Origin of the sequence: Gloeotrichia echinulata CP02 (genome assembly GCA_038087035.1) — a bacterium.
Lineage (GTDB): Bacteria > Cyanobacteriota > Cyanobacteriia > Cyanobacteriales > Nostocaceae > Gloeotrichia > Gloeotrichia echinulata.
On record CP051187.1, the window covers coordinates 2995837 to 3019976 of the forward strand.

General features: G+C 41.5%; 26 protein-coding genes and 2 pseudogenes. 12 read left to right on the forward strand and 16 right to left on the reverse strand.

The window, feature by feature from the left end; all coding sequences use genetic code 11:
• Positions 1-14: 14 nt before the first annotated feature.
• Genes HEQ19_13265 through HEQ19_13275 form a run of 3 tightly spaced genes read right to left on the reverse strand, consistent with a single transcriptional unit; the run spans position 15 to position 3278 of the window.
• Positions 15-1508: a methyl-accepting chemotaxis protein gene (locus HEQ19_13265; protein WYM00349.1), complete on the reverse strand. Its 1494-nt coding sequence runs from the start codon at positions 1506-1508 to the stop codon at positions 15-17.
• 34 nt (positions 1509-1542) lie between these two features.
• Positions 1543-2820: a CheR family methyltransferase gene (locus HEQ19_13270; protein WYM00350.1), complete on the reverse strand. Its 1278-nt coding sequence runs from the start codon at positions 2818-2820 to the stop codon at positions 1543-1545.
• A gap of 5 nt (positions 2821-2825) precedes the next feature.
• Positions 2826-3278, reverse strand: coding sequence for a chemotaxis protein CheW (locus HEQ19_13275; protein WYM00351.2), 453 nt, complete (start codon positions 3276-3278; stop codon positions 2826-2828).
• A 558-nt stretch (positions 3279-3836) separates the two neighbouring features.
• Here HEQ19_13275 and HEQ19_13280 point away from each other — a divergent pair.
• Together HEQ19_13280 and HEQ19_13290 are read left to right on the forward strand one after the other, a co-directional pair.
• Positions 3837-4112: a hypothetical protein gene (locus HEQ19_13280; GenBank protein ID WZI67204.1), complete on the forward strand. Its 276-nt coding sequence runs from the start codon at positions 3837-3839 to the stop codon at positions 4110-4112.
• Positions 4113-4460: 348 nt separating this feature from the next.
• Positions 4461-5864: an MFS transporter gene (locus HEQ19_13290; protein ID WYM00352.1), complete on the forward strand. Its 1404-nt coding sequence runs from the start codon at positions 4461-4463 to the stop codon at positions 5862-5864.
• 69 nt (positions 5865-5933) lie between these two features.
• Here HEQ19_13290 and accD read toward each other — a convergent pair whose 3' ends face one another.
• The 5 genes from accD to HEQ19_13315 all read right to left on the reverse strand — a co-directional run bounded on the left by accD (position 5934) and on the right by HEQ19_13315 (position 11253).
• Positions 5934-6884 (reverse strand): acetyl-CoA carboxylase, carboxyltransferase subunit beta, encoded by a 951-nt coding sequence (gene accD, locus HEQ19_13295; GenBank protein ID WYM00353.1) that lies wholly within the window; start codon positions 6882-6884, stop codon positions 5934-5936.
• A 422-nt stretch (positions 6885-7306) separates the two neighbouring features.
• Positions 7307-8128: a prepilin peptidase gene (locus HEQ19_13300; protein WYM03391.1), complete on the reverse strand. Its 822-nt coding sequence runs from the start codon at positions 8126-8128 to the stop codon at positions 7307-7309.
• A gap of 217 nt (positions 8129-8345) precedes the next feature.
• The gene (locus HEQ19_13305; GenBank protein WYM00354.1) at positions 8346-8612 is read right to left on the reverse strand and encodes a hypothetical protein; all 267 of its coding nucleotides are present in this window, start codon (positions 8610-8612) and stop codon (positions 8346-8348) included.
• A 92-nt stretch (positions 8613-8704) separates the two neighbouring features.
• Complete coding sequence (gene leuB, locus HEQ19_13310) at positions 8705-9793, reverse strand: 3-isopropylmalate dehydrogenase (protein ID WYM00355.1); 1089 nt, start codon at positions 9791-9793, stop codon at positions 8705-8707.
• A gap of 59 nt (positions 9794-9852) precedes the next feature.
• The gene (locus tag HEQ19_13315) at positions 9853-11253 is read right to left on the reverse strand and encodes a transposase (protein WYM00356.1); all 1401 of its coding nucleotides are present in this window, start codon (positions 11251-11253) and stop codon (positions 9853-9855) included.
• Between the two features lie 93 nt (positions 11254-11346).
• Between HEQ19_13315 and HEQ19_13320 the strand changes: the two genes are divergently transcribed.
• Entirely contained in the window at positions 11347-11508 is a 162-nt protein-coding gene (locus HEQ19_13320; GenBank protein WYM00357.2) for a hypothetical protein, read from the forward strand.
• A gap of 316 nt (positions 11509-11824) precedes the next feature.
• Here the strand turns inward: HEQ19_13320 and HEQ19_13325 are convergent, their stop codons facing one another.
• On the reverse strand, positions 11825-12151 hold the full coding sequence (locus tag HEQ19_13325; GenBank protein ID WYM00358.1) for a type II toxin-antitoxin system RelE/ParE family toxin: 327 nt from the start codon (positions 12149-12151) through the stop codon (positions 11825-11827).
• Positions 12148-12381, reverse strand: coding sequence for a type II toxin-antitoxin system ParD family antitoxin (locus tag HEQ19_13330; GenBank protein WYM00359.2), 234 nt, complete (start codon positions 12379-12381; stop codon positions 12148-12150). The genes HEQ19_13325 and HEQ19_13330 overlap by 4 nt, the downstream gene beginning before the upstream one ends.
• A 279-nt stretch (positions 12382-12660) precedes the next feature.
• On the opposite strand from HEQ19_13330, the pseudogene HEQ19_13335 reads away from it, so the two are divergent.
• Both HEQ19_13335 and HEQ19_13340 read left to right on the forward strand, forming a co-directional pair.
• Positions 12661-13020, forward strand: a pseudogene (locus tag HEQ19_13335) (ATP-binding cassette domain-containing protein).
• 317 nt (positions 13021-13337) lie between these two features.
• Positions 13338-13685 carry a hypothetical protein gene (locus HEQ19_13340; GenBank protein WYM00360.1) on the forward strand — a complete coding sequence of 116 codons (348 nt, stop codon included), beginning with the start codon at positions 13338-13340 and terminating at the stop codon, positions 13683-13685.
• 825 nt (positions 13686-14510) lie between these two features.
• Here the strand turns inward: HEQ19_13340 and tnpA are convergent.
• Positions 14511-14910 (reverse strand): annotated as a pseudogene (gene tnpA / locus HEQ19_13345) (IS200/IS605 family transposase).
• 87 nt (positions 14911-14997) lie between these two features.
• Here tnpA and HEQ19_13350 point away from each other — a divergent pair.
• Complete coding sequence (locus HEQ19_13350; protein WYM00361.2) at positions 14998-16167, forward strand: transposase; 1170 nt, start codon at positions 14998-15000, stop codon at positions 16165-16167.
• Between the two features lie 24 nt (positions 16168-16191).
• Positions 16192-16347, forward strand: a complete 156-nt coding sequence (locus HEQ19_13355) for a hypothetical protein (protein WYL98112.1) — start codon at positions 16192-16194, stop codon at positions 16345-16347.
• Between the two features lie 31 nt (positions 16348-16378).
• On the opposite strand, the gene HEQ19_13360 is transcribed toward HEQ19_13355, so the two are convergent.
• Both HEQ19_13360 and HEQ19_13365 read right to left on the reverse strand, forming a co-directional pair.
• Positions 16379-16651 (reverse strand): hypothetical protein, encoded by a 273-nt coding sequence (locus HEQ19_13360; protein ID WYM00362.1) that lies wholly within the window; start codon positions 16649-16651, stop codon positions 16379-16381.
• Between the two features lie 555 nt (positions 16652-17206).
• The gene (locus tag HEQ19_13365; GenBank protein ID WYM00363.1) at positions 17207-17812 is read right to left on the reverse strand and encodes a DUF1802 family protein; all 606 of its coding nucleotides are present in this window, start codon (positions 17810-17812) and stop codon (positions 17207-17209) included.
• Between the two features lie 85 nt (positions 17813-17897).
• Here HEQ19_13365 and HEQ19_13370 point away from each other — a divergent pair, with 85 nt between their 5' ends.
• The gene (locus tag HEQ19_13370) at positions 17898-18857 is read left to right on the forward strand and encodes an aldo/keto reductase (GenBank protein ID WYM00364.1); all 960 of its coding nucleotides are present in this window, start codon (positions 17898-17900) and stop codon (positions 18855-18857) included.
• 833 nt (positions 18858-19690) lie between these two features.
• On the opposite strand, the gene HEQ19_13375 is transcribed toward HEQ19_13370, so the two are convergent.
• Entirely contained in the window at positions 19691-20632 is a 942-nt protein-coding gene (locus HEQ19_13375; GenBank protein ID WYM00365.1) for an alpha/beta fold hydrolase, read from the reverse strand.
• A 184-nt stretch (positions 20633-20816) separates the two neighbouring features.
• On the opposite strand from HEQ19_13375, the gene HEQ19_13380 reads away from it, so the two are divergent.
• The 4 genes from HEQ19_13380 to HEQ19_13395 all read left to right on the forward strand — a co-directional run bounded on the left by HEQ19_13380 (position 20817) and on the right by HEQ19_13395 (position 23259).
• Positions 20817-21158: a DUF433 domain-containing protein gene (locus tag HEQ19_13380; protein ID WYM00366.1), complete on the forward strand. Its 342-nt coding sequence runs from the start codon at positions 20817-20819 to the stop codon at positions 21156-21158.
• Between the two features lie 3 nt (positions 21159-21161).
• A complete protein-coding gene (locus tag HEQ19_13385) occupies positions 21162-21512 on the forward strand; it encodes a DUF5615 family PIN-like protein (GenBank protein WYM00367.1) in 351 nt (116 codons plus the stop codon).
• A 62-nt stretch (positions 21513-21574) separates the two neighbouring features.
• Positions 21575-22465 (forward strand): shikimate dehydrogenase, encoded by an 891-nt coding sequence (locus HEQ19_13390; protein WYM00368.1) that lies wholly within the window; start codon positions 21575-21577, stop codon positions 22463-22465.
• Positions 22466-22812: 347 nt separating this feature from the next.
• A complete protein-coding gene (locus HEQ19_13395) occupies positions 22813-23259 on the forward strand; it encodes a biotin carboxylase (protein ID WYM03392.2) in 447 nt (148 codons plus the stop codon).
• Between the two features lie 74 nt (positions 23260-23333).
• Here HEQ19_13395 and HEQ19_13400 read toward each other — a convergent pair whose 3' ends face one another.
• The gene (locus HEQ19_13400; GenBank protein ID WYM00369.1) at positions 23334-23600 is read right to left on the reverse strand and encodes a YggT family protein; all 267 of its coding nucleotides are present in this window, start codon (positions 23598-23600) and stop codon (positions 23334-23336) included.
• Between the two features lie 130 nt (positions 23601-23730).
• Positions 23731-24084 (reverse strand): hypothetical protein, encoded by a 354-nt coding sequence (locus HEQ19_13405; GenBank protein ID WYM00370.1) that lies wholly within the window; start codon positions 24082-24084, stop codon positions 23731-23733.
• Between the last annotated feature and the right edge of the window lie 56 nt (positions 24085-24140).

The following is a 24140-nucleotide window of genomic DNA, read 5'->3' on the forward strand; positions in this document are numbered from 1 at the left end:
GGTCTGGTGTCCTTTTAATTATTATCTACTCTAAAACGAGCGATTTCCTGACGCAAGGCTTGTGCAGCGCTATTCAATTGACTAATTGCACCGTTCACCTCTACCAAAGACTCTGCAGTTTGTGAGGAAGCTTCACTCAATTGCAGCATCGCTTGACTGATTTGCTCTGCTCCTTGGGACTGTCCTTCCACACTATTACTTACATCTTGAAACCGGGGGTTGAGGGTTTGGACTTGCTGAATAATTAATTCCAATTTTGTGCTGATATTTCGCACATCATCCACTCCTTTTTCTACTTCTTTGGAGAATTTATCCATTTCCATCACCCCAGTTGAAACTGCTCCTTGCATCTCTTTTACCATGTTTTCAATATCCAATGTAGCGACTGCTGTTTGGTCGGCAAGGCGGCGAATTTCTCTGGCTACGACCGCAAAACCTGTACCATATTCTCCGGCTTTTTCTGCTTCAATAGCTGCGTTCAGGGAGAGTAAATTGGTTTGATCTGCTACTTTGGTAATCGTAGTGACGATAGTATTAATGTTGTTAGATTTTTCGCTGATTACTCGCAGTTTGGTGGAAATAATTGTCGTCGCATCTGCTAACTGTAGCATCGATTTTTCCATGTGGATTAACTCTTTTTGCGAGTCACCTGCAGCTTGGGCTGTCGCTTGAGATTTATCCTCGACTTCATCCATTGTCCTTACCAGTTGTCCAGAAGTGGCTGCAATTTCTCTGGCTGTAGCGGCGACTTCGTTTGTCGAAGCTACCTGTTCGGTCATCGTTGCTTCTAGTTGCTTTCCTGATGCGGCAATTTGGGTGCTTGAGGTGGTAATCTGAATCCCGGATGTCTGTACTTGGCGAATTAAATTAACTATTTGTTGGGTAATTATATATGCCACTGTTAGGGCTATTGCTAAAGCCACCAATGGCATGATTACAGATACTAAGCTGATGAAATTAAGAGAATTTCTTGTATGTTCTGTATTGCTTTTCGATTCCTCTAATATTCTTTGTGTAATGTCTGTATTCGCTTGATCAAATTCACCAATGATTTTTTTAGATCCTGGTAGGAATAACGCTACAGCTTCCTTTTGTTTCCCCTGATCTACAAGACGAAAAGTTTTGTTGCTCAACTCCACAAAATCGGATTCCAGTTGCCGCATTTTGTTAAATATTTGGAGGTATTTACCTGTTAATGGATCGTTCAATAAACTTTCTACGCGGTTCACATTTTCTTGAAATTTATCTTTTTCTTTGTTAAAATATTCTAAAGAATTATCGGCATTTCCTACCAGAAGATAGCCACGAACTTGGCGACCCATCCCATAAATTCTTAAGGTCATGTCATCGGTTATTAAATTGATATCGTTTAATTTATCAACTTTATTAAATGTCGCTATTGTCTGAGTAGAATTGACATAGACTATCGCACTAAATACTAAAGATAATACACTGGGGACTGCATAGCCGAGAAGTAACCGATCTCTGACTTTCCAATTTTCAAACATCTTAATTTTTCCTCAATTTAACCTAGCTAATTATCTACTTATCTAATAAATTTTGCAATCGCTGAATTCGCTGTCTTAAGACTGCTGCTCTAGCAATATCCCCACGATTTTCTATGAGTAAAGTTAGGTGCATCAGTGCATCATAATCATTAGGTTCTAGATAAATTGCTTTTTGAAAGCATTGCTCTGCTTGTTTTTCTCTACCCTGAGCTTGATAAATTTGCCCCAATAAAACATAAGCTTCCACATTCGTATAATTCAGCTTTAGATATGTTTCACATAGTGTAGCTGCTTCACTTAACTGCCCACGATCTGCTAATTTACGGATACTTCCTAAGTCTATAGCTGACAGTAAATTTTCTGGTTCAGTTTTATCATTTTTGATAGATTTTGGCGGTATTTTTTGAGGCTTTTCTGTTTCCTGCCTTGTTTCTAGCTGTAACCCGACTTTTTTAACAGGTGCTACTTGATGATTTTTCTTTAATGAATTATCTATATCTTGAGATTTACTCTTGTTGTTATCTATTTTTCGATAAGCAAAAGCAAAAGCATGATCTACAGACTTCAAGTAAGACCTTGATGTTTGTCCGGTTTCAGCATGTCCCACAAATAATAGCCCTTGATTAGTTAATAAGCGCTCTAAATTTACCATGCTTTGCTCTCTCGCTGCTTGGTCGAAATAAATCAGAACATTGCGGCAGAAAATTACATCATAAGGCATCTTGTCAAACATAAAATAAGGAGATACTAGATTGCCATGTATAAAATTAACAGTATTTTTTACCAAATCACATAATTCATATTTATCCCCAATTTGAGTAAAATAACGCGCCCGAAATTCTAGATTGTTACCGCGAAAGGAATTTTGTCTGTAAACAGCTTCTCTTGCCTTAATTAAAGATTTTTTGCTAATATCAACGGCATCAATCACAAATTGATTGGGGCTTAAACCTGCATTCAGTAGCGTCATAGCTATTGAATAAGGCTCTTCCCCAGAAGAACAAGGTATACTCAAAAGACGCAGTCTTGACTTACTCTTGCTTGATAACCACTCAGATTTGATGTAATTCTCCAGAAAATTAAACGGTTCCCCATCCCGAAAAAACCAAGTTTCTGGAACAATCACCAATTCAATTAGTTCTTCTAATTCTTGAATTGATGTTTGTAATTGTTGTAGATAGGTTCGCAAATCAGGCAATTTACAGGCTAATCTGCGCTTTTCTACAACTCTGGCAATCTCTTTAGAGCCAATGATACTGGCAGAGACACCTATTTTCTCTTGCAACAGTGACTCAATTTTTGCCTGGATCATTGATGTTAGGATTCTCCTTGTGTTAATAAGTAATTATGCTGCGAATCTAGCAATAAATATTCTAACCTTATCAGTTGGATCATTCCCTTTTCATCCATAATCATTTCTCCTAAATAAGGCGCTTCCTTTAATAAATTTCCCGTATCAACTAAATCTATATCTGGTTTATTTAAAGTTTCTGTCACTCGTTCTGCCATCAAACCGAGCCAACGATTGATGTTATCTTGTCCTACATAGTTTACCATAATAATTCGTGTACTTAAGTATGAACGACTGGGTTGATTTTGAATCAACTGGCATAAATCGATTACGGGTACAATTGCACCTCGATAGTTAAATAAACCAGCAACATAGCTCGGAACTTGATGTAATTTCCTGAGCATCACCCTGGGGATAACTTCCACAACCTGAGAAGTATCCAGAGCATATAAATTATTTCCGACAGAGAAAAGTAACATTAGCATAATATATTGATTATTGCACGATTAAAAAGGCTATTTTAATCTCTATATATACAGTATACAAATTGCATATCTTTGCCTAGAAATATCAAAATCATGACTTATGCATTGACAGAAATCGTTAGACATGTATTGCTATTATCAGCCATTTGATTTGTCGAAAATCAGCGCGCGATGTCTAACGACAAGCCCCATAGTGTCAAAGCCACCCATAGTTAAGTGTTGCCGAAAGCCGGAAATCAGATAAATTCGTTATAAGCATGATCTCTTATTTATAAAGTATAAAAAAATTATATTATACTAATTCGATATGAAAATGCTTATTATTGGGTTAACTGTACAGGCTATATTTTTTGTGTATACGTATATACAATAAATACACTGCAAAACAAAAGGTAGGCTTGAATACACTAGGACTTACACACGCTCTCAAAGGAATCATCTTGTGAATTAACGAAAATACCTCATTTCAGGCTTTGATCAATCATCATTATTGCCCCGCACATATCGCCGTTCAAACAATTTTATATACTATCTGGTAGAAATAATTCTAGGGTGAATAAATTGTTGACCATACAGCAGCATTCAAGACTGGGCAAGGAAGTTCTACAAAATTGTAATCTTGCATATATTACAGACCAACAAGTCCAGGAATTGAAGCAATCTCTTTGGGAACACGGGGTGATTGTTGTCAGAAAGCAAAAACTGACGGCCTCCCAGTTGAAGGAGTTTGCCATCCAGACATTCGGTGACTCAAGCCTCGGTAGTCGCCCCAAGCCTCTAGATCCCGAAATCTCTCCAGACTTACAAAGTCATTGTGTTTTGGGATAACTCCCAGGTCATGCATACAGGTATGCCCTACGATGCCAAAAAGTATCAGCGGATTGCTTTGCGTGTTGGTGTTGTAAATAATAATTGAATTTACACCGAAATGAAGGAAATAAAACCCAAAAATCACCTCTTATGAATTAAAAATTAGTAATTAGTTAAAAATGAGGGATTTTTAATTCTAAGTCGGCGGTTTATCCATCCCCCTGCGCTATCGCAAGGGGATGGAGTTTTTTATCTTGGTTATTCCATTTTTCGGGAGGCGGGTAGATAGAAAATGTGGCAATATTGCACAGAATTACTATTAGCTACTAATCTATTCCTACGGTGCTTCCTCGGTAAAATTTGGTTATGAATCTTGCTCAAGTTGAAATAGCTGGACCGCTAAATCTGGAAATTCCCCAGATTGCTACACCACAAACCGGAATTCAAGTTTCTAAGGATGCTATTCGCACCAGTTTGAGAGCCTCAACACTGGATGGTGTCTTTGCTACAGTCTTTTCTATAACTACTGGGGGAATTTTACTGACTAATTTCCTAGTAGAGTTAGACGCCACTCCAGTTGTGTTTGGGATGCTGTCGTCAATCCCGATGCTGGTAAATCTGATTCAGCCTTTGGGTGCTTATTTGTCGGAACGCACCACCAGTCGCTTTCAGTATTCCCTAGCCACCTATGGGATTTCTCGGGTGCTGTGGTTGATTCTTGTCATTGGTATTATGGGCGCGAGTTGGGGGGCGTTTAGTTCTGTCCACTTGGTAGTATTGACGCTCTTAATTGTCCTATTCAGCCATCTTTTGGGAGGTTTAGGAAGTGCATCCTGGCTCTGTTGGCTGGCGATGATCGTCCCCCGACGATTGCGCGGTAGGTATTTTGGGATACGCAATAGTGCAGCTAGCTTGACAAATTTGCTGAGTGTCCCTTTAGCCGGTTTAGCTGTATCACATTGGTATGGCGGAACTTTACAGGGTTATGGTGTCGTTCTGCTTGTGGGTGTTGTCTTCGGATTTATTAGCCTGGGGTGTCAGTACTTCCAGATGGATATGAATCCATTGTCACAAAACACTTTTTTTGCTATGTCTGTGCAAAAAAGTGATATTCAACTAGTCAGCGACAGCACGGCACTTGACAAAGATGAATCTTTGTGCAGCGAAAAAGTGCCTATTCGGTCCCCTATCTGGAAAAACTCTAATTTTCTGATGTTTTTGCTCTATTTCAGTTCCTGGATGCTTGCTGTTAACCTCAGCGGTCCTTTTTTCAACTTCTATATGCTGCAAACCCTTGATTTAGATATCAGTTGCGTGACAATTTACAATAGCCTGCAAATGGGGGCTAATTTGCTGATGCTGATTCTGTGGGGTAAATTGGCAGACAAAATTGGTAATCGTCCCATCTTACTCATGATGGGAATTTTGGTAGCACTCACACCTCTGTTGTGGCTGGGTATTACTGTAAATCACCAGGGTATCTGGCTATGGTTCCCGCTGTTACACATCTTTATTGGCGGAACTGGAGCAGCAATTGATTTGTGTAGTAATAATATGCAGTTAGGAATTGCACCAATTAAAAATCAGTCTATCTATTTTGCGATCGCAGCGGCTACCGCTGGGCTTAGTGGTGCTTTAGGTACAACTATCGGCGGTTTCATCGCCCAATTTGCTGAACATGGAGGCTTACTAGCATTATTCGCTATCTCTAGTCTATGCCGATTAGTAGCACTTATCCCCCTCATTTTTGTGCAAGAACAGAAAGGGTGAAGGATTAGGGAAGCAGGGGGAGATGAGTTCGTACTGAAAAATTATTTTTCCCCCTCATTTCCCCTCTTCTTACTCAGCTGCGCTGGAACTTAAGGACATTGTTTCCCATAACACCATATGGGGTGCGGTGGGTATGGGTTGGTGCAAGCCAATCAGCTGTGCTAGAGTATTCTTTAATTGGGTACGCGGTACGATATCATCCACAAAACCGTGTTTGAGCAAATCTTCCGCACTTTGGAAATCTTCTGGGAGTTTTTCCCGCAGGGTTTGCTCAATTACGCGCCTACCTGCAAAACCAATGGTTGCTTTTGGTTCTGCTATGATAATGTCGCCTAACATGGCGAAACTAGCGGTGACACCGCCTGTGGTAGGGTTAGTCAAAATAGGAATATATAATAATCTTTCGTCGCGATGGCGCTGAAGCGCTGCGGAGATTTTCGCCATCTGCATTAAGGAAAGCATACCTTCCTGCATTCTGGCGCCACCAGAGGTACAGACAATCAATACTGCATATCGCCCCTGAGTAGCTTGCTCAATCATCCGGGTGAGTTTTTCTCCCACTACTGAACCCATACTACCACCCATAAACCGGAAGTCCATCACTCCCAAAGCAACGGGTAAACCATTGATTTGACCCAAACCGGTTTTGACAGCATCGATTAAGCCAATTTTTTCCTGCATTTCGCGCAGGCGATCGCTATATGGTTTGCGATCGCGAAATTGTAGCGGATCGGTGGGGCGCAAATGCTCATCCATCGGTCTCCACGTACCGTGATCTATCAATTGGCGGATGCGTTCTTCGCTATCCACGCGATTATGATGACCACATTCAACGCAAACCATCTGATTTGCTTTTAGGTCTTTTGTATATGTCAATACAGCACATTTAGGACACTTGTGCCATAGTCCATCAGCAATTTCACGTTCTTGGCGTTCAAGGTTGGTATTTCCTGATTTGCGTCGATTTGCAAACCAATCTAATAGAGACTTTAAACCGCGTGATTCTTCGTTGTTCGCCATTTTTATGTTATTCAAAAGTGGGTATGAGGTCGAAAACAGGTCAATCTGTGATATGGAGTCATGATTATTAGTTATTAGCGCTTGTGATTCACTATTAATTTTTGACTCTTCACTCTTGACTATTGACTACATCGTCAAAATTACGCTTGTAAGCAATTGAGACTTTATTTTGCATCTTTGGTTGCCAGCTTAACGAAAATGCTTAGGCCAATACAAGTCTCTTGTTCGTTTTATCTTGTGAATTTACTGGCAAAAGCTGGGAAATCTAACCCCCAAAATAGATATGAGTAGCTTGGGATAGGTCTGATGTAACGGTAATACAAGTCACAGGCCGATATTACCAAAATATCAAGGGCAGATGGCGTAATGACGGTTACAGTCATGATAAATAAAGGTGTTTTATCAAGAAAATGGGCAATTTTTCAATTGATTGGGAAAAATAATCGCAGGTAAGCAGATAAAATCGTTTCCCCACCAAATACTGCAATTACAGCCCCCAAAGCGAGAAAAGGCCCAAAAGGTATCTTTTGTCCCAATTTTCGCCGCGATAGTGCCATTGCACCACCACCAATTAATACTCCCATTCCACAGGCAATAAAACCAGCCAACAGCAAATATTTCCACCCCAACCATGCTCCCATCATGGCTGCTAATTTGGCGTCACCTGCGCCCATTGCGGTTTTACCTAAAGCAATTGAACCCACTATGGCGATCGCATCAAACAGCCATAAGCCCAGAACAGCTCCTACTATCCCCATTATCAGGTGTTTTACCAATCCCACCCAACTATATTCTGGAAAAAAACCGACAGTCATTTGAAATATTATCCCTAATACCAACCCTGATTTAGTCAGTGGATTTGGTAAGGTCATAGTATCTAAGTCAATCAGTGCTAGGGCTAATAACCAGCTACAAAAAGCCCAGTATCCTATTGTAAAAATCGAAACTTTAAATATTAAAAATACTAGTAAAAATACTATGCTCGTTAACGCTTCTACCACAGGATAACGAGCAGAAATCTTGCTTTTACAATAACGACACCGCCCTTTTAACCACAACCACCCGAAAACTGGTACATTATCGTAGGCTTTAAGTTGGTTTAGGCAATGGGGACAGCGGGAAGGTGGCCAAAGAATCGACAATCCTGCAGGTAGCCGATAAACTACAACATTAATAAAGCTTCCAATAGATGCACCCAGAGCCAAGACAATGAGACTCGCCGGAACGACGATCAAAATATCCATATAGTCATTTGTCATTTGTCATTTGTCATTTGTCATTTATCGTTGATTTTTTATCCTTTGTCGAGAGTTTATTCATCTAGACAACTGATGACTCTTGAATCTTGAATCTTGAATCTTGAATCTTGAATCTTGACTCTTGACCCTTGACCCTTGACTCTTGACCCTTGACCCTTGACTCTTGACCCTTGACTCTTGACTCTTGACTCTTGACTCTTGCCTAATACATATGTGATTCAATTTGACTTAAGGGTACAAAACACTCTTGGGGTAAGAGAACAGGTTGGTGAGTAAAAATCACCTTACCCCGATGAGTCACACGATTAATGGCTACTCCTGAAGGTCGCCCAGCTATTTCGGGATGTACCTCACAGTGAGTGTAGTAAATCTGACCAGCCGCCCTAATCAAAGCAGGATCGATTAAAGGCGACTGGTTTCTGGGAGCGGTAAAATTTGCTTGTCCTTGTCCTTGTCTTAAAGCTTGCACTATTTACGGCTATTTACTTTCTAAATTTCCCTCTAGTCTATCCGAAAGATTATCTAACGGTTGCCAAAATGGTACAACTTGACACGATCAAATTATTTTGCTGCAAGAGTTTTCAGCAGTGAGTCGCCCATAGCACGGCAACCGAGAAGATTCTTCCCTGCAGAAATTATATCGCCTGTGCGATCGCCCTGCTCTAAAACTTGGAATACTGCTTGTTCAACCCTGTCTGCTGCTTCTGCTTGGTTTAAGCCGTACCGTAGCAACATGGCTGCACTCAAAACTTGGGCTAGGGGGTTAGCTTTATCCTGTCCCGCAATATCTGGCGCCGAACCGTGGACGGGTTCAAAGACTCCAGGCCCTGAAGCACCCAAACTAGCAGAGGGTAACATCCCAATACTACCTGTCAGCATGGCAGCGGCATCCGAGAGAATATCGCCAAACAAATTCCCCGTGACAATCGTATCAAATTGCTTAGGAGCGCGTACTAACTGCATAGCAGCATTATCGACATAAAGATGAGATAGTTCAATATCGGGATATTCCGCCGAAAGTTTGATGATGCGATCGCGCCACAATTGAGATACTTCTAATACATTCGCTTTATCCACCGAACAGAGTTTTTTACCACGTTTGCGCGCCGCTTCAAAAGCCACTCTGCCAATGCGTTCAATTTCCGATTCGGTGTAAACCATCGTATTTACACCGCGTTTTTCACCAGTTTCTGTCTCAAAAATGCCCTTGGGCTTACCGAAATAAATACCGCCTGTCAGTTCGCGCACCACCATAATATCAACGCCTTCCACAACATCCCGCTTTAAAGTTGAGGCGTCAATCAGTTGGGGTAAAATTTTCGCGGGGCGCAAATTGGCAAACAATCCTAACCCCGCACGCAGCCCTAATAAACCGGCTTCTGGGCGTAAGTTAGATGGTAGAGAATCCCACTTATAACCACCGATAGCGGCGAGTAATACAGCATCACTGTCACGACAGATATCCAAAGTGACAGAGGGTAGAGGTTCCCCGGTTTCGTCAATCGCAGCACCGCCGATGAGAGCAGTTTGGAAATCAAACTTAATATCAAATTGCTCCCCTACGACTTTTAGCACCTCTACCGCCACTGCCATAATTTCAGGGCCAATGCCATCGCCAGGGAGGAGGGTAATGCGGTAGTTTTGGGTCATAGCTATATTTTACTGGGTAGATGTTTAATCGCGCACAAATTCTCACAGAGTGACATCTCCTACACCAACCCTACGGGTATGGTGTAGGCTTCTGAAGTCCTGTTAAGGATGTTCAAAATTTCCTTTGTAATACTGTCAGACATAGTTCCAACTATGTCTATTTTCTTACTACGGCGTTTTATACTTGGCATAATGCCCAAGCCAAGTCTCTTCAAATTGATAGCGGCATTAATGTCTCTATCAACTCTCAAAGATTCAATCTCATCCCAGTAATCTCTAGTATCAAGATTAGGAAATACTATCTCGTTCCGATAACTGAGAATTTGACTAGTATAAGCAGGATTTTGAGGTATCACAACGGCACCAGCTTTTGCGGCTATGTAACCTAATATCTCAAAAAACTGTCCAAATGCTGCATCCATCCAAGACTTATTTAATCCAGACTTTGCTGATTGTCCATTGGGTAAAAACTTACCATTTTCGTCTGGCTTTGGTGCATTTTTTTTACTCAAACCTTGTAAATTAAGTTTTTCATGGAAAAATACTTTCTTACCACTTCTTACAAGTTTATGGGCAGTCTTATATTGAAAATCCTTACGACTTCTAGCGATACGTTGATGCTGTTTACCTTCTTTTTTAGCTAGTTTTCTTCTAGGTTTACTACCAGGTTTTCTTTTATTTCTCTTGATTGATACTTTATCCAGTTTATGTTGGTTTTTACGTAGTGATTTTAAAGAAGGTAGTTTGTCACCTTCGGATGTAGCCAGATAATCATCACCATGTAAAACAGCGTCCAAACCCATTGAATTATCCCAAGCTGGAACAATTAAATCAGGATTAAAATCAGGTACAGAGGTATCTTCCAGACACATCTGGATATACCAACCATCTACTTTTTTGGTTACGCTGATTTGTTTAAGTTTAAAACCACTGGGCAAAGGTCGATGCATTCTGACTTGTACAACACCCAATTTAGGTAATCTTAGATATAACCAGTTTTTCCGAACTAGTTTAATCCAATCATCTTTAGCACTTGCAAAAGTCATTGTGCCAAAACTAGCTGCTGTTTTAAAACGTGGCCTACCCGAACGCTTACCCTTTTTATCACCAACTATAAACCTTTCAAAAGCCTTATCAACTCGCTTACAAATATCTTGCAAAACAGTTGAATCAACACGAGAAAAATCTAGTAACTCTCCAATATGCATTACCTTGATAAAATCTTTCTTTATTTCTGGTAATTGCAACTTTTGAGAGTAGTGACTTGGCCGCTCAAATAAACCAGGGAAAGTGTCTTTCCAAAAAGGAAACGCTTTTAGCTGCAAGTGATTGTTCTGCCACCATGAAAACCGCTCACCCAATTGTCGGTTGTACCAATAACGAGATATTCTTAACCACTCGTTAAGCTCTATCTTTTGATTAGTATCTGGGTAAACCTGATACTGGTAAGTTGTTTTCATCGTGATTCGACCTCTCACTTAACTTGTTATATGCTAGCATGAATGTACGAACAATGTACAGCCATCATGAAAAACAAAAGATTAGGGTTAAGGATGTCTGAACGTAGATATAATAAGTTGCAGTTATATTCAATACAAGTTGATAAAACAATGACACAAGTTTTAGAAGAATTTATCGATTCACTACCGAATCCAGAAATTGACAAAAACTCGACTGCCATTCAATCTGTTTCACCTGCGGTAAAAATTGATTGAATGGCGTCTCCTTTTTGTCGCGCAATTCATCCCGACACCAACACGAAGTGTATGGTGCGGGGCTTCTTGCTGTTTAAGCTAAATATCATACCTAGCAAATGTCCCGATGGAGTTTTCAATTTATTTAGATGTGTGACTTGTTCGGGCATTGGACATGGGAAAGTCAGTCGCGTGTAGGGGCACGGCATTGCCGTGCCCTTGGTTCTGGGGGAATGGCGCTATTTATGCATCAATTCGAGATGGGTAATGGTGATTATACGCGAGATCGAGATCAGATATTGGGAAATTCTACCCTTTCGCAATTTTGGGGTAAAACCTACTCGATGTCCCTTATTGTTGATTCCCCAGCAAGTTCTCGCGCAATATCCATATTAGCCGCCAGCACGCGGACGATTTCAACGGGGCTTTCACCTCGGTATATGAGAAAATAGCGGGGATGCACCAGCCAGAAACGGACGGGAAGCGGGGTAAGGTCGGCACGATACTGTCCTATTCTGGGGTTATCCGTCAGCAACTCACAGGCGCTAAGGAGTTTGTCCAGCATCCGTTCGGCAGCATCCAGATTATCTCGTGCAATATAAGCATAAATCCTCGCCAAGTCGTTTTCTGCTTGCTCCGAGAGAATATAAGGTTTTGGGTTCATTGCACGGATTTTTTGATCAACTGTTGCGCCTTGTTGCGGATGCGTTCCCGTGCGCCATTGGCGGGTAGACTTTGTGCATTGTCAAGCTCGTTTAGACCGATAGCAATCTGTTGATTGAGCCAGAGTTTATATTCCTCGGAATGGTCGTTAAAGCGTTTTAACAGACGCAATCCGTCTCGAATAACTTCACTTTGAGAATGGTACAAGCCGGACTCAACCTGTGCTTGCACGAATGCTTCCAGCTCAGGAGTCAGGGAAATATTCATATATCCATCACTTCAATAACCAGGATAGAGCATTATGATAACAGTTTTTGTTATTCATCACTAGTTACAGTACCTTCCTAAGAAAAACTAAATTTATATACCTCAATTAAAATTTACAATCAGTATTAACTCGTAATCCCATCAAATTTAGATAAAACCAGTTTCCATTTCGGAAACGAGCCTGACAAAGACTGTAGTCACAAGCTAGGTTAGTGATTAATCAACAGCGGCACCCTAGCAGCTATGGTAAAAGAATTGGCAATTAGCACCCGTGGACTCACCAAGCAATTTGACCGACATGTTGCTGTGAATGATGTTGACTTAGAGATTGAGGCTGGTGAGGTTTACGGACTGATTGGTCCGAATGGCGCTGGTAAAACGACTCTCATCCGCATGTTAGCAACTGCTGAGGAGCCAACTACGGGTGAGATTTATATTAACGGCGATCGCCTAGTTCGGGACAAAAGCAACCCCACTCTCAAACGTCGTCTTGGCTATTTACCGGATGACTATCCATTGTATGAGGATTTGACTGTCTGGGATTACCTAGATTATTTTGCCCGTCTGTATCGTTTGCGGGAACCGCGCCGCACTCAACGCCTACGGCTCTTGCGTGTATAGCGTGCTTAATTATTAATGAAAGTCGATTAAATTGCTTTAATAACAAGGCTTATAGGCGTTTATAATTTGATTTTTAGTAACAGTAGCTCAAATACAAAAAATAATGGCTTTTATCGGAGCCAGGCAAGGGTTTCAAACTTATTTTTTAACAAATTCAGCACGCTAAGTACGGAAGAGCCGCAATAGTAGCGATCGCCATTAATCTTGTAATTACAACAACACCACTTGTAGTTTGGACAATACTTGCACCCAATACCCATAATTTTACCAATCTTGATAAAATTCAGGTAATTTTAGCTATGGCTTTGTTTATTAGCTTAATGTTGATTTATGCTACCATAGCTCAATTGATGCTGTTGATGAAAAATTCCCAGCGTGCTTTTTGGGCGATAGGTACTGTAACTGCGGCAATGTTCCTGCCAGCCTTAATTTTACAATTGCTTGACATCTATCCCTCAAAACATGCTACGGTGTGGCTATTTTCCACTTTTCCTTGGGAAGCTATACAATATTCTGCAACCACAACAATTTTTATGGCACTCTTAGCCGATTTTACTGTTCTCGCATTGTTAAACTTTCAATTAACAAGACAGATAAAATTAGCTGGAGAATCTGCGACAAAAGCATTGTTAGCAGAAGCTAAGTAGATCGGCGCAAATAAAGTAGGGGCGCAAGGCCTTGCGCCCCTATCAACCAAGGCCTTGCGCCCCTATCAACCAAGGCCTTGCACCCCTATCAACTATGCAACGATGCCAAAAAAACTTATTTAACCCTGCTATGAGAGGCTTTTGAATCAATGTCTGAAAGAGCTAACAGTACTCCCACGTTATAAATCGTATTTGGTACGGTATCGAATGTGGGCGGTTGTGGCACTTTTGGCGCTTTTGGCGATGGTGGTGGCTCCACCACTAATTGTGCCCCAGCCAAACCGGTGGCTTCAAGTATTTCGTATTCCATTTGTAAATATATGTAACTGTCTTAACTGGATAAAATCACTCTCAGAGAGACTGCTGTTATACCAATTCCAAAAATCTTGTCAAGACATCAATCACCTGTAGGGGCGCAAGGCCTTGCGCCCCTACCTCATGTATTTGTCGCATTCTTTGTTCAAACTGGTATTAGTTATTAAATTTATACCCACCAATCGGCATTTAGCAAATTTTATACATATAAATTTGTTTGTAGTTGCGCTTTAGCGCTCTCGACAATGAAAAAGCAGGGGAGAAAACAGTTATCAGTTAGATGTAGTTCGGTTTGTACCTTTTCCCTGCTCCCTGCTCTGCGCTCCTCGCTTACAGGGTGGGGGGTAGGAGGGTGGGGTTCTACACACCTGGTTATGAATCACCTGAAACCAGTCATCTGACAGTTGTCAATGAACAACGCAACGCCATAAGTCTGACCATTTTACCAACGGCGAGCAAGCCCCTAAATTCTATTTATGGGGGCTAGGCCGTTGGCGATTTTAATCGCCGTCAAGTTTCTTTTTGATTTTGAATATACATCTTGACTGCCTCCAGTGGTGCGCCTCCCACTGTTGAAACCAAGTAAGAATTAGTCCACAAAGTAGGTAATCTACTCTTCAACTCTGGAAATTCTAATCGTAAGTATCTAGAAGTTGCACCAATGAATCTCTTCACGACTCGATGTATTCCAAACTGCGGGTCAACTTCTAATAGTAAATACACGTGGTCGGGCATTATCTCCATTTCTAGAATCTCTACTTTAATCTCAATCGCTCGGAGGGCAAGTAACTCTTTTAGTCGAGAAGCGATTGCGTCCACAAGGACTGGTATTCTGTATTTAGGACAAACAAAAAATAACATGATATTTGCACGAATAAACAACATTGTTGTTTGATTTGAACTTTTGCATGGAACCCTGTTGACACTATACAGTCTGTAGTTATATATTATTTTAAGCAAATTAAAATATCAAGGAGGTGATTTGAGAGTGTTGGTAATGGAGTACAAAGCAGTTGTCAAAAAGGCGCAGTCAAAAGCCATAGATGAAGCTATCCGCACAAGTCAGTTTGTCAGGAATAAGGTGCTTAGATACTGGATGGATAATCGCGGCATTGGCAAAAAAGAACTGTACCAATACAACACTCAACTACGGGCAGAATTTAAATTTGTTAATGATTTAAATAGTCATGCTTGTCAAGCATCAGTAGAAAACGTAGAACGCGCTATCAATCGGTTCTTTGATAACTGCAAAAATAATAAACCAGGCAAGAAAGGCTATCCAAAATTCAAAAAGCATAGCCGTTCTGTTGAGTACAAGGTGTCTGGGTGGAAGTTGCATCCAATAAAACGCCGAATAACATTCACTGATAAGAAAGGTATTGGTGAACTGAAATTATTAGGTAAATGGGATATTCATACTTATCCTATCGAGCTAATCAAAAGGGTCAGGATTGTTCGCCGTGCAGATGGATATTATGTGCAGTTTTGCGTGAAAGTTGATAATCAGCAAGAAGCTCCGCCAACTACATCAGAGATCGGTATTGATGTGGGACTGGAATTTTTCTACTCTGATAGCAATGGCAAACATGAAGATAACCCGCGCTTTCTACGCAAGGCAGAACAGGAAATTAAGCGGGTTCAACGTAACATTTACAAGAAGAAAAAAGGGTCATCTGGCAGAAGAAAAGCCCGTGGTGTTTATGCTCGCAAACATTTAAAAGTAACTCGACAGAGGAATGAACACGCTAAAAAATTGGCGCGTAACTTATGCCTAGCTAACGCTTTGGTCGTCGTCGAAGATTTAAATATTTCAGGCATGTTGAGGAACCACAGGCTAGCCAAAAGTATCGGTGATGCATCTTGGTACAACTTCTGTCAGTGGCTCGACTACTTTGGAGAGAAATTCGGCAGAAAAATCATTAAGATTTCTCCCCATTTTTCAAGCCAGGAATGTAGTAATTGTGGCGCAAGAGTTCAGAAATCTCTCAGCACCCGCACCCATTCTTGTCCACATTGCGGATATATTGAACAACGTGATGTGAATGCTGCCAAAGTAATTTTAAGTCGTGCAAACGCTACCGGAGGGCATCCGGGAAGTAACGCCAGTAGAGATGTCCCCTCTACTTCTGTTGGTCGCAAGACCTGCAAAAGCAAGGAACGTCAGTGACGCTGGAATCCCCCGGATTTATCCGTGGGGAGTGTCAAGTTGCAAGAATTACGCCGACGCGGACATCAGATTCAGGAAATTAGTCCTTGGGGCAATGCCAACGCGATCGCCGTCACGGCAGATGGTACTCTAGAAGGAGCCGCTGATACCCGTGGTGAAGGTTCACCAAAAGGTTTTTGACTATTCCAGCCTAATGACTCTTGACTTTTGACTATTGATTTTGATTTTGATTTTGAACTATTGACTCAGACTCGTTGCTACCAAACTCGTTTGCTCTGGCGCTATGTATCAATGTCCAACCTGCTTTCAGTAGTTTTTGATAGGTAGCCCAACCTTTAGAACCACCTGGAATGCGATAATCTGGGACTGCAAATTGGGGAAAAGCTGTGTAAGGACGCCAAGGCTGACTAGGAGAAATCTGCAAATGCAAAACTTTTTCTCCATCGCCACCAGACTTAGATAACCAGCACATTCTTTGATGCATGGTAAACTCCTTTGCGTTTTAGCTTGTATGGCATAATGGCAGTATTTTGTCAATACCTGCCTCAACCCTGTGGGGTACTTTTTTATCTAATCCTCGAATTCTCGTCGAATTAAATGCTATCTACCCTAGTAGAAATACTTGAATTCTGAGAACTGTATGGGATATTTACTGTAAAATCCGAGAACTACGGCAATAGAAACACCTATCTCTCCCTTTTCCTAAAGGGTTACGTTTTTATAATCTTACTTGCTATTTTGGCAGTTGTATGTATCAATCACTACGATTTTAGGTAAGCTTGGTTCTTGCGTACTTAGCGTGCTAAATATGTTGAAAAATAAGCTTGAACTCCTTGCTGGGATAAGATGACAGCCATTATTTACTGCCTTTTAGGTCTGATGATTAAAATTTTGGCTATAAGCGCCTGTAAGCCTTGATTTTAAAACAAAGTTATCGACTGTAATTAAAAATTTAGCACGTTAAGTACGCAAGAACCAAATTTTTAGCCTTAACACCAAGCGTATTGTGCTATAATTTACCCAACAATTTAAGGCTTACTTAAAAGCGAGTATCAAAGACCTCAGCATATAACTGATCGCCCACAATCTGGCGAATTTCTGCAACTAGCTGTTTGTATGTAGCGTCAGATAAAACTGGCTGTGATTGTTCTCGGTTGAGGGGTTGGTCTAAATCAATCCATGATTTGCAGCCACCGTATTTACTACTATAGGGAATATCTTGTGCTTCGGGAAGTTTGTAAACCCGCAACAGAAGTATATACAGGGGTTGACGCGCTTTCCATTTTAGGCGATCGCTAATAAAATACTCGTTCCAAATATGGAAGGGCAACAAGGCGTTGACAATTGATTCGTCACTGCAGGGTAAAATATCAGTAATTTCTGCCCAACTACCGATGCGTACTGTTTCAGGATGCCAACCTGATGTCACTGGATATACAAAATTGGCATACTCAGCTTTCAGTAAAAAAGCTTGTTGATGCTCAAAGGTAGGGTAGAGCAAAACCTGCTCATGGGCAACTTGAAACCGTCCATTCCGTTCATGGATACCCCCTTTACGGAGCAACATAATAATATTACCCTTTTCTAAGGCATCGATAGCCACTGCCCATTCTTTGAGTGCATGAAAAGTTGTAGTTAATTCCATCGGTATCTACTGTTAATCAGATTTAATTTCACGCTCAGGCCGATAAACTATGAAACTATCCAGGGATCTCAATTAGGGAACAATTATGGAAAAGCGGTCATTAGGAACATCCGACGTACAAATCACACCCATCATTATAGGAACTTGGCAAGCCGGTAAAAAAATGTGGGTGGGAATTGAGGATGCTGACTCGATTAAAACTATCCGAGCCGCATTTGAAGCCGGGATCACAACAATTGATACGGCTGAGGTCTATGGTGAAGGACACTCTGAACGCATTGTAGCCGAAGCTGTATCTGATGTGCGCGATCGCGTGGAGTATGCGACGAAAGTTTTTGCCAACCATCTCAAGTATGAACAAGTCATTGAGGCTTGCGATCGCTCTTTAAAAAACCTCAAAACTGACTATATCGACCTCTACCAAATTCATTGGCCTGCTGGTGCTTTTAATAGTGAAATAGTGCCTATTGCAGAAACCATCAGCGCTTTGAATTTTCTCAAAGAACAAGGTAAAATTAGAGCAATTGGAGTTTCTAATTTTTCTGGCGTCCAACTAGCAGAAGCCTCACAGTATGGACGTATTGATAGTTTACAACCGCCTTATTCTTTATTTTGGCGCCAGGTAGAGAAGGATGCAATGTCTTATTGTATCGAAAATAATATTTCCATCATTGCTTATTCGCCTTTAGCGCAAGGATTATTAACCGGGAAATTTGCGCCTGATCATAAATTTGATCCAGGCGATAATCGCGCCAAAAATAAGCTGTTTCAAGGCGAAAACTTTGAACGTGCCCAACAAGCGCTAGAAAAACTGCGTCCCATCGCCGAACGACATAATTCTACCCTGGCTCAGTTAGCGCTGGCGTGGTTAATTGCCCAACCCCAAACAAATGCGATCGCCGGTGCGCGTTATCCTCAACAAGCCATAGACAACGCTAAAGCCGCTGCGGTGCAACTTTCTCCCACCGACCTTGCAGAAATCGATGCTATTGGACGTATTGTCACCGACCATCTTGACAATAACCAAGTTATGTGGGAATGGTAATAGGGACTTTCAATTAAAAAAATCTCCAATTTGTAGGGCATGGGGAATAGGGCATGGGGCACGGGGCTAGATTCACCAATGCCCAATGCCCAATCCCCCAAGTCGGCGGCGAGCAACCTCGACCACCCACAAGGGGATGGAGTTTCCCGTCGCTTCCAATAAAATATAAAGTTTGGTAAACAATGGATTCCACTTGTTGTATTCGTGTTAAATTTAGGTTGTAGGACATCAAAATAAAGCACAAACAAACTAAATGGGTAAATGACTTGATGTCCCCCGTCATCAGCCCAAGCAAATGTCAGCAGATTAATAGTGAAGTGGCATAAAGTCTTCTCAACAAAGGCAAAGCCAAATCCCAAAGCGGAAAAACGGAGAATGCTGAGTTTGTTAGTCTTCAAGTCCACCTTAGTTGTTGATTTTTCACTCACTTTAGACGTTTAAGAATTTGAAACCTAAAAATCCGAGCGAACCTGGTCACAGTTGACCAGGTTTTTGAGTTTTGTAGTGGCTTTTAAAATTAAGAGTGATATAATATCCTTTATACGGCAGGAAGTGCCGAAATTCACGCTTGAGGAGCTAGTTGAAAGACTAGGATAACAGTAATACTAGATATTTATTGTGCCCAAGAAACTTAACCTTTTTTGGTTAATGTACTTCACTCACTTTTGATACATAAACAAGCCCGCGTCAGCGGGCTTGTTATTAACCAATATTAATTGATAATTGATAATTCATTATGTAAATTTGTAGGGTGGGCATTGCCCACCTAAATGCTTATGTTGTGGACAATGCCCACCCTACAGATGAATTGCACTACATAACATAATTATGAATTATGAATTATGAATTTTCAACACCCAATCCCGTACAAGTGAATTTACTTGATCGGGTATTTCATCATGGGGACAATGACCAGCACCCAGAAAATATTCTTGCAATTGAGGATAATATTGACGAAACTTTTGAGAACGTTCCCGACAATTCATCCAAGGGTCAGCCTCTCCCCACAACATCAATAAAGGACAAGTTAATTGCTGCAAAAGTACATCAACTTTTTCGCCTTGGGGAGTGCTAAAAACTGAAACAAACACATCTATTGCGCCTTTATCATCAGCAGGGCGTCGAATTTCTTCTACTAATTGGTCTGTAATCGCACTCTGATTGAGATAAACTTTTTTCAGGGTGCGACGAATTACCCAACGTTGTCGCACGTATTGAAATAACAGAACCTGGGTTAAACGTTGTTGAAAAATCGATTTGATAAATTTACCCACTAGCTGTTGTAAACTAGAGGGTTTTTGTATCGGCTCAATTTGTGATTGTAAAGCTTCAGGTTCAGATGTAGGCTGTTGAACGCTAAAGGGGCCTGCACTATTAAGCAACACTAAACCAGCTACAGTTTCAGAATGTTGTGCTGCAACACATAAGCAAGCATAGCCCCCAAGGGAATTACCAGCCAATACTGTTTTTTCACCAATCACTTCATTAATAAAAGCGTTGAGTTGGTCGCGCCACAAGTCACCACTATACTGCAGCTTCGGCTTGGCTGAACGTCCGAACCCCAACAAATCTATGGCAAATACCTCAAAATCTTGACACAATCCTGTGATATTCTTGCGCCAGTGGTCTGTAGAAGCACCAAAACCATGCACCAACAGCAAGGGTGGACGTTGCTGCTGTTTCTGGGGGGCGCTTACGTAGTAAACTTTGTGCCCTCGCCACACCCAGTATTGGCCAGCAATTGGGGTTGTAGAGGGGGCTGTGGTTGTTTGCATAACTTTAAGAAATGTTAAGTTACTTGTAATAATTCTAGATGATCAGCTCATAGCTGGGATAGTTGTAAGCGATCACTGAATTTTTGAGGCTAGTCCAATCACAATTCAAAATAAAATCAGGAGCGATCGCCATTTAAGGTTAAAATAAACATAAAAAATAAATACCACTCCAGGAATTGCCCCGATGAGTGTTCAAATCAAATTTCAGGTTAGCATTCCGCCGTTTCGTTGGGACGAAGCTGGAGGTATTCGTATCGGTAACAGCCGCGTTACTCTCGATAGCTTGCTAGCCACATACCATAACGGCGCTACACCTGAAGAAATTGCTGTTCAGTATTCCGTTCTCAGTTTAGGGGAAATATACGCAGCAATCGCATATTATCTCACCCATCGCCAAGAAATCGACAATTACCTAGAGCAACGTCGCCAAAAAGCTCAACAACAGCGAAACCAATTTGAAAAACAGTATAACTTAGCTAATTTAAGGCAGCGATTGGGCGATCGCTATCAAGCTCAAGGAGCATAGCCAGTGCGTTTTTTGACTGACGAGAACTTCAATGGCTCGATATTGCGTGGCTTGATTAGACGTTTACCTGAATTAGACATTGTTCGTGTCCAAGATGTAGGTCTAATTCATGCTGATGATTCTACTATCTTAGAGTGGGCAGCCAATGAAGAACGCATCTTGCTTACTCATGATGTAGCAACGATTACTTTATATGCTTATGAGCGAATCAACAAAGGTTTGTCTATACCTGGAGTTGTGGAAGTGATTGCAACGGCTCCTATAGGACAGGTAATTGATGACTTGTATTTATTCGTTAGTTGCAGTAATCCTGGCGAATATGAAGGACAGATTCTTTTCATTCCCTTTTCTTAGCGCGTAGGGTCTGCACCATACGCGCACAAGGTTTATGGTACGTCAGAAAATTAATTAGTGATATGACGGATAAAAAACCATTAATTACAGGTAAAACTAAACTTTTAGGGGTGATTGGATATCCGGTGGAACACTCGCTGTCCCCAGTGATGCATAATGCCGCGATCGCCCAGTTAGGATTAGAATACGCTTATCTTCCCTTTGCTATAGAACCAGAGAATTTAGCAGTGGCGATCGCAGGCTTTGCGGCTATTGGTGTTGTGGGCTTTAGCGTGACAATTCCTCACAAACAGGCAATAATCCCCCTACTTGCAGAAATATCACCAGTTGCTCAAGCCATAGGAGCAGTTAATACTGTAAGTCGCCAAAATGACAAATGGATAGGGACCAACACAGATATAGAAGGATTTATTGCGCCGTTGCAAACAACCTATAATCAAGATTGGCGTCAGAAGGTCGCAGTAATTTTAGGTAATGGTGGAGCAGCCAGAGCCGTTGTCGCAGGTTGTCATCAACTAGGTTTGGCAGAAATTCATGTAGTTGGACGCAATCAGCAGAAATTAAAAGAATTCCGTAATAGTTGGGCGAATTCCAGCCTAGGTGACAATTTACAAATTCATCAATGGGAAGAACTAGGAAAACTCATTCCCCAAGCAAACCTGCTGGTAAACACAACCCCCATCGGGATGTATCCCAAAATAGACGAATCACCTTTGAGTGCAGAGGAAATAGCCCATTTACCAAAAGGTGCGATCGCCTATGATTTGATATACATTCCTCAACCAACGCAATTTCTCCAACAAGCCCAAAAACAAGGCGCAATTCCCATTGATGGTTTAGAAATGCTAGTCCAACAAGGCGCCGCAGCCTTAAAAATCTGGTTACAGCAACAAACAGTACCTGTAGACGTGATGCGCCAAGCGCTGGAAAATCACCTAGGCTTGGGGAGATAGTCCTAAGTTGACAATTTTATAGACACAGATTTACTCGTTAAACCCGCCCATACACACTCATTACTCCTTACTCCTTACCCATTTCTTTGGTAAGCTGGAGTTAAAAACACTGCTGATTTTCGAGTGCTTAGTTACAATTGACCACCCTGTAGGGGCGCAAGGCCTTGCGCCCCCAGGAATATCTATTGTAGTCGGGGTCAATCCAAAATCCAAAACTTGTACTGAGCGAAGTCGTTGGCGTAGCCTCTCGTAGAGAAGTATCCAAAATCCAAAATCGGTTGACCCTCAAAAATCAATCTCCCCTGGGTATAAAGTAAATTTAAGTTGATTTGGCATTATTTTCAAATATGCAAAAGATATCCTTGTACTCACGATTCATCAAAGTCATCTTAATTTCCTGCGTCGTCGGGGTGTTATCGTGGGTGTTGACTCCGCCGGCTGTGGCGTTGACACAGATTAAACTATTTGATCTTTCCTATAAAGACTGTCCCCCAGAACTGGCACAAGGGGCGGTGATTAGTAGCGGTTCTGCGGCTGCTAACTGTTTTATTGTCCTTGGTAAAGCGAACAATGGCACAAATAAAACTGTCTACGATGCAGATATTTTCGGACGGATCTATGATGCGAATAACGACTCAGTGCTACAAAACCGCACTCGTTTGGGGTCTATTGACGAAATCCCACCAGGTATCAGTGATTTTGAAATGAGAATTTCCGTACCTGCAAATCAGCCTACTCCCTTAAAGCTCAAACAATTTAAAGCCGCTGGGTTTAGTGGTCGAGTGCGGCGATAAGCTTAAGTAGTCAAAATTGGTGTAGTAGGGTGGAGAATATCCACCCTACATGAATTCCGACAGTTTCAGAATAGTTATGACACAAACCTTAAGATGTTTTCGAGAGTTCCGCTAGCTAATTGCAGTGCCAAAAAGGCTAAGATGGGAGAAAAATCCATACCGCCCAATGGGGGAATAATTGAGCGGAAAAGATTGAGATAAGGGTCGGTTATCTGGGACAAAGCAGCAAATGGCTGACTAGAAAAATCAATGTTGGGGAACCAGGTTAACAGAACCCGAATAATCAACAGAACGTTATAAATCTGTATGAAACTAAACAATGTCGTAAACAGTAAATTCATGGATGGCTTGGTTTCCTGCTAAACGTTAAACGTGGTCTTATCATTGATTTTAATTTAGTCCTGGTCATTGCGTCTGTGGCTTTTTGCTGCATTTGCTACAATTAGGCGCTTTGACGCCCCGTTTAGCAGTTTAAGAGTCTTTGGTGAGGGAGCGCTCATTAATTGCCTGGGTGGAATTACCATTGACATTCCCCAGCTGGTTTCGCACTTCATCTATTGTGGCATTGAGCTGGGCAATTTTATCTTCTAGCGATCGCCTCGCCGTTTCCATTTCTATGCTCTGACTGTCTAAGGCTCTCATTTGACGGCGTTTGACTGACACTTTCTTAGGTTCGTCTGGGTTATTCCTCGGTTCGGTTTCTTCCTCTAAGAGAAATTCTGAATCTTGGCGAGAAGCAATCAAGGCGCCTAAAACGCCCCCCAAGACACTACCGAAAACGGCCCCAGCTATAAAACCACTGCCAAAACCATCACGCTGACTCATAACTCTACCACCTTGAAGAAACTTTAAAACTTTTATTTAGACTCGTTAAGCTGTTT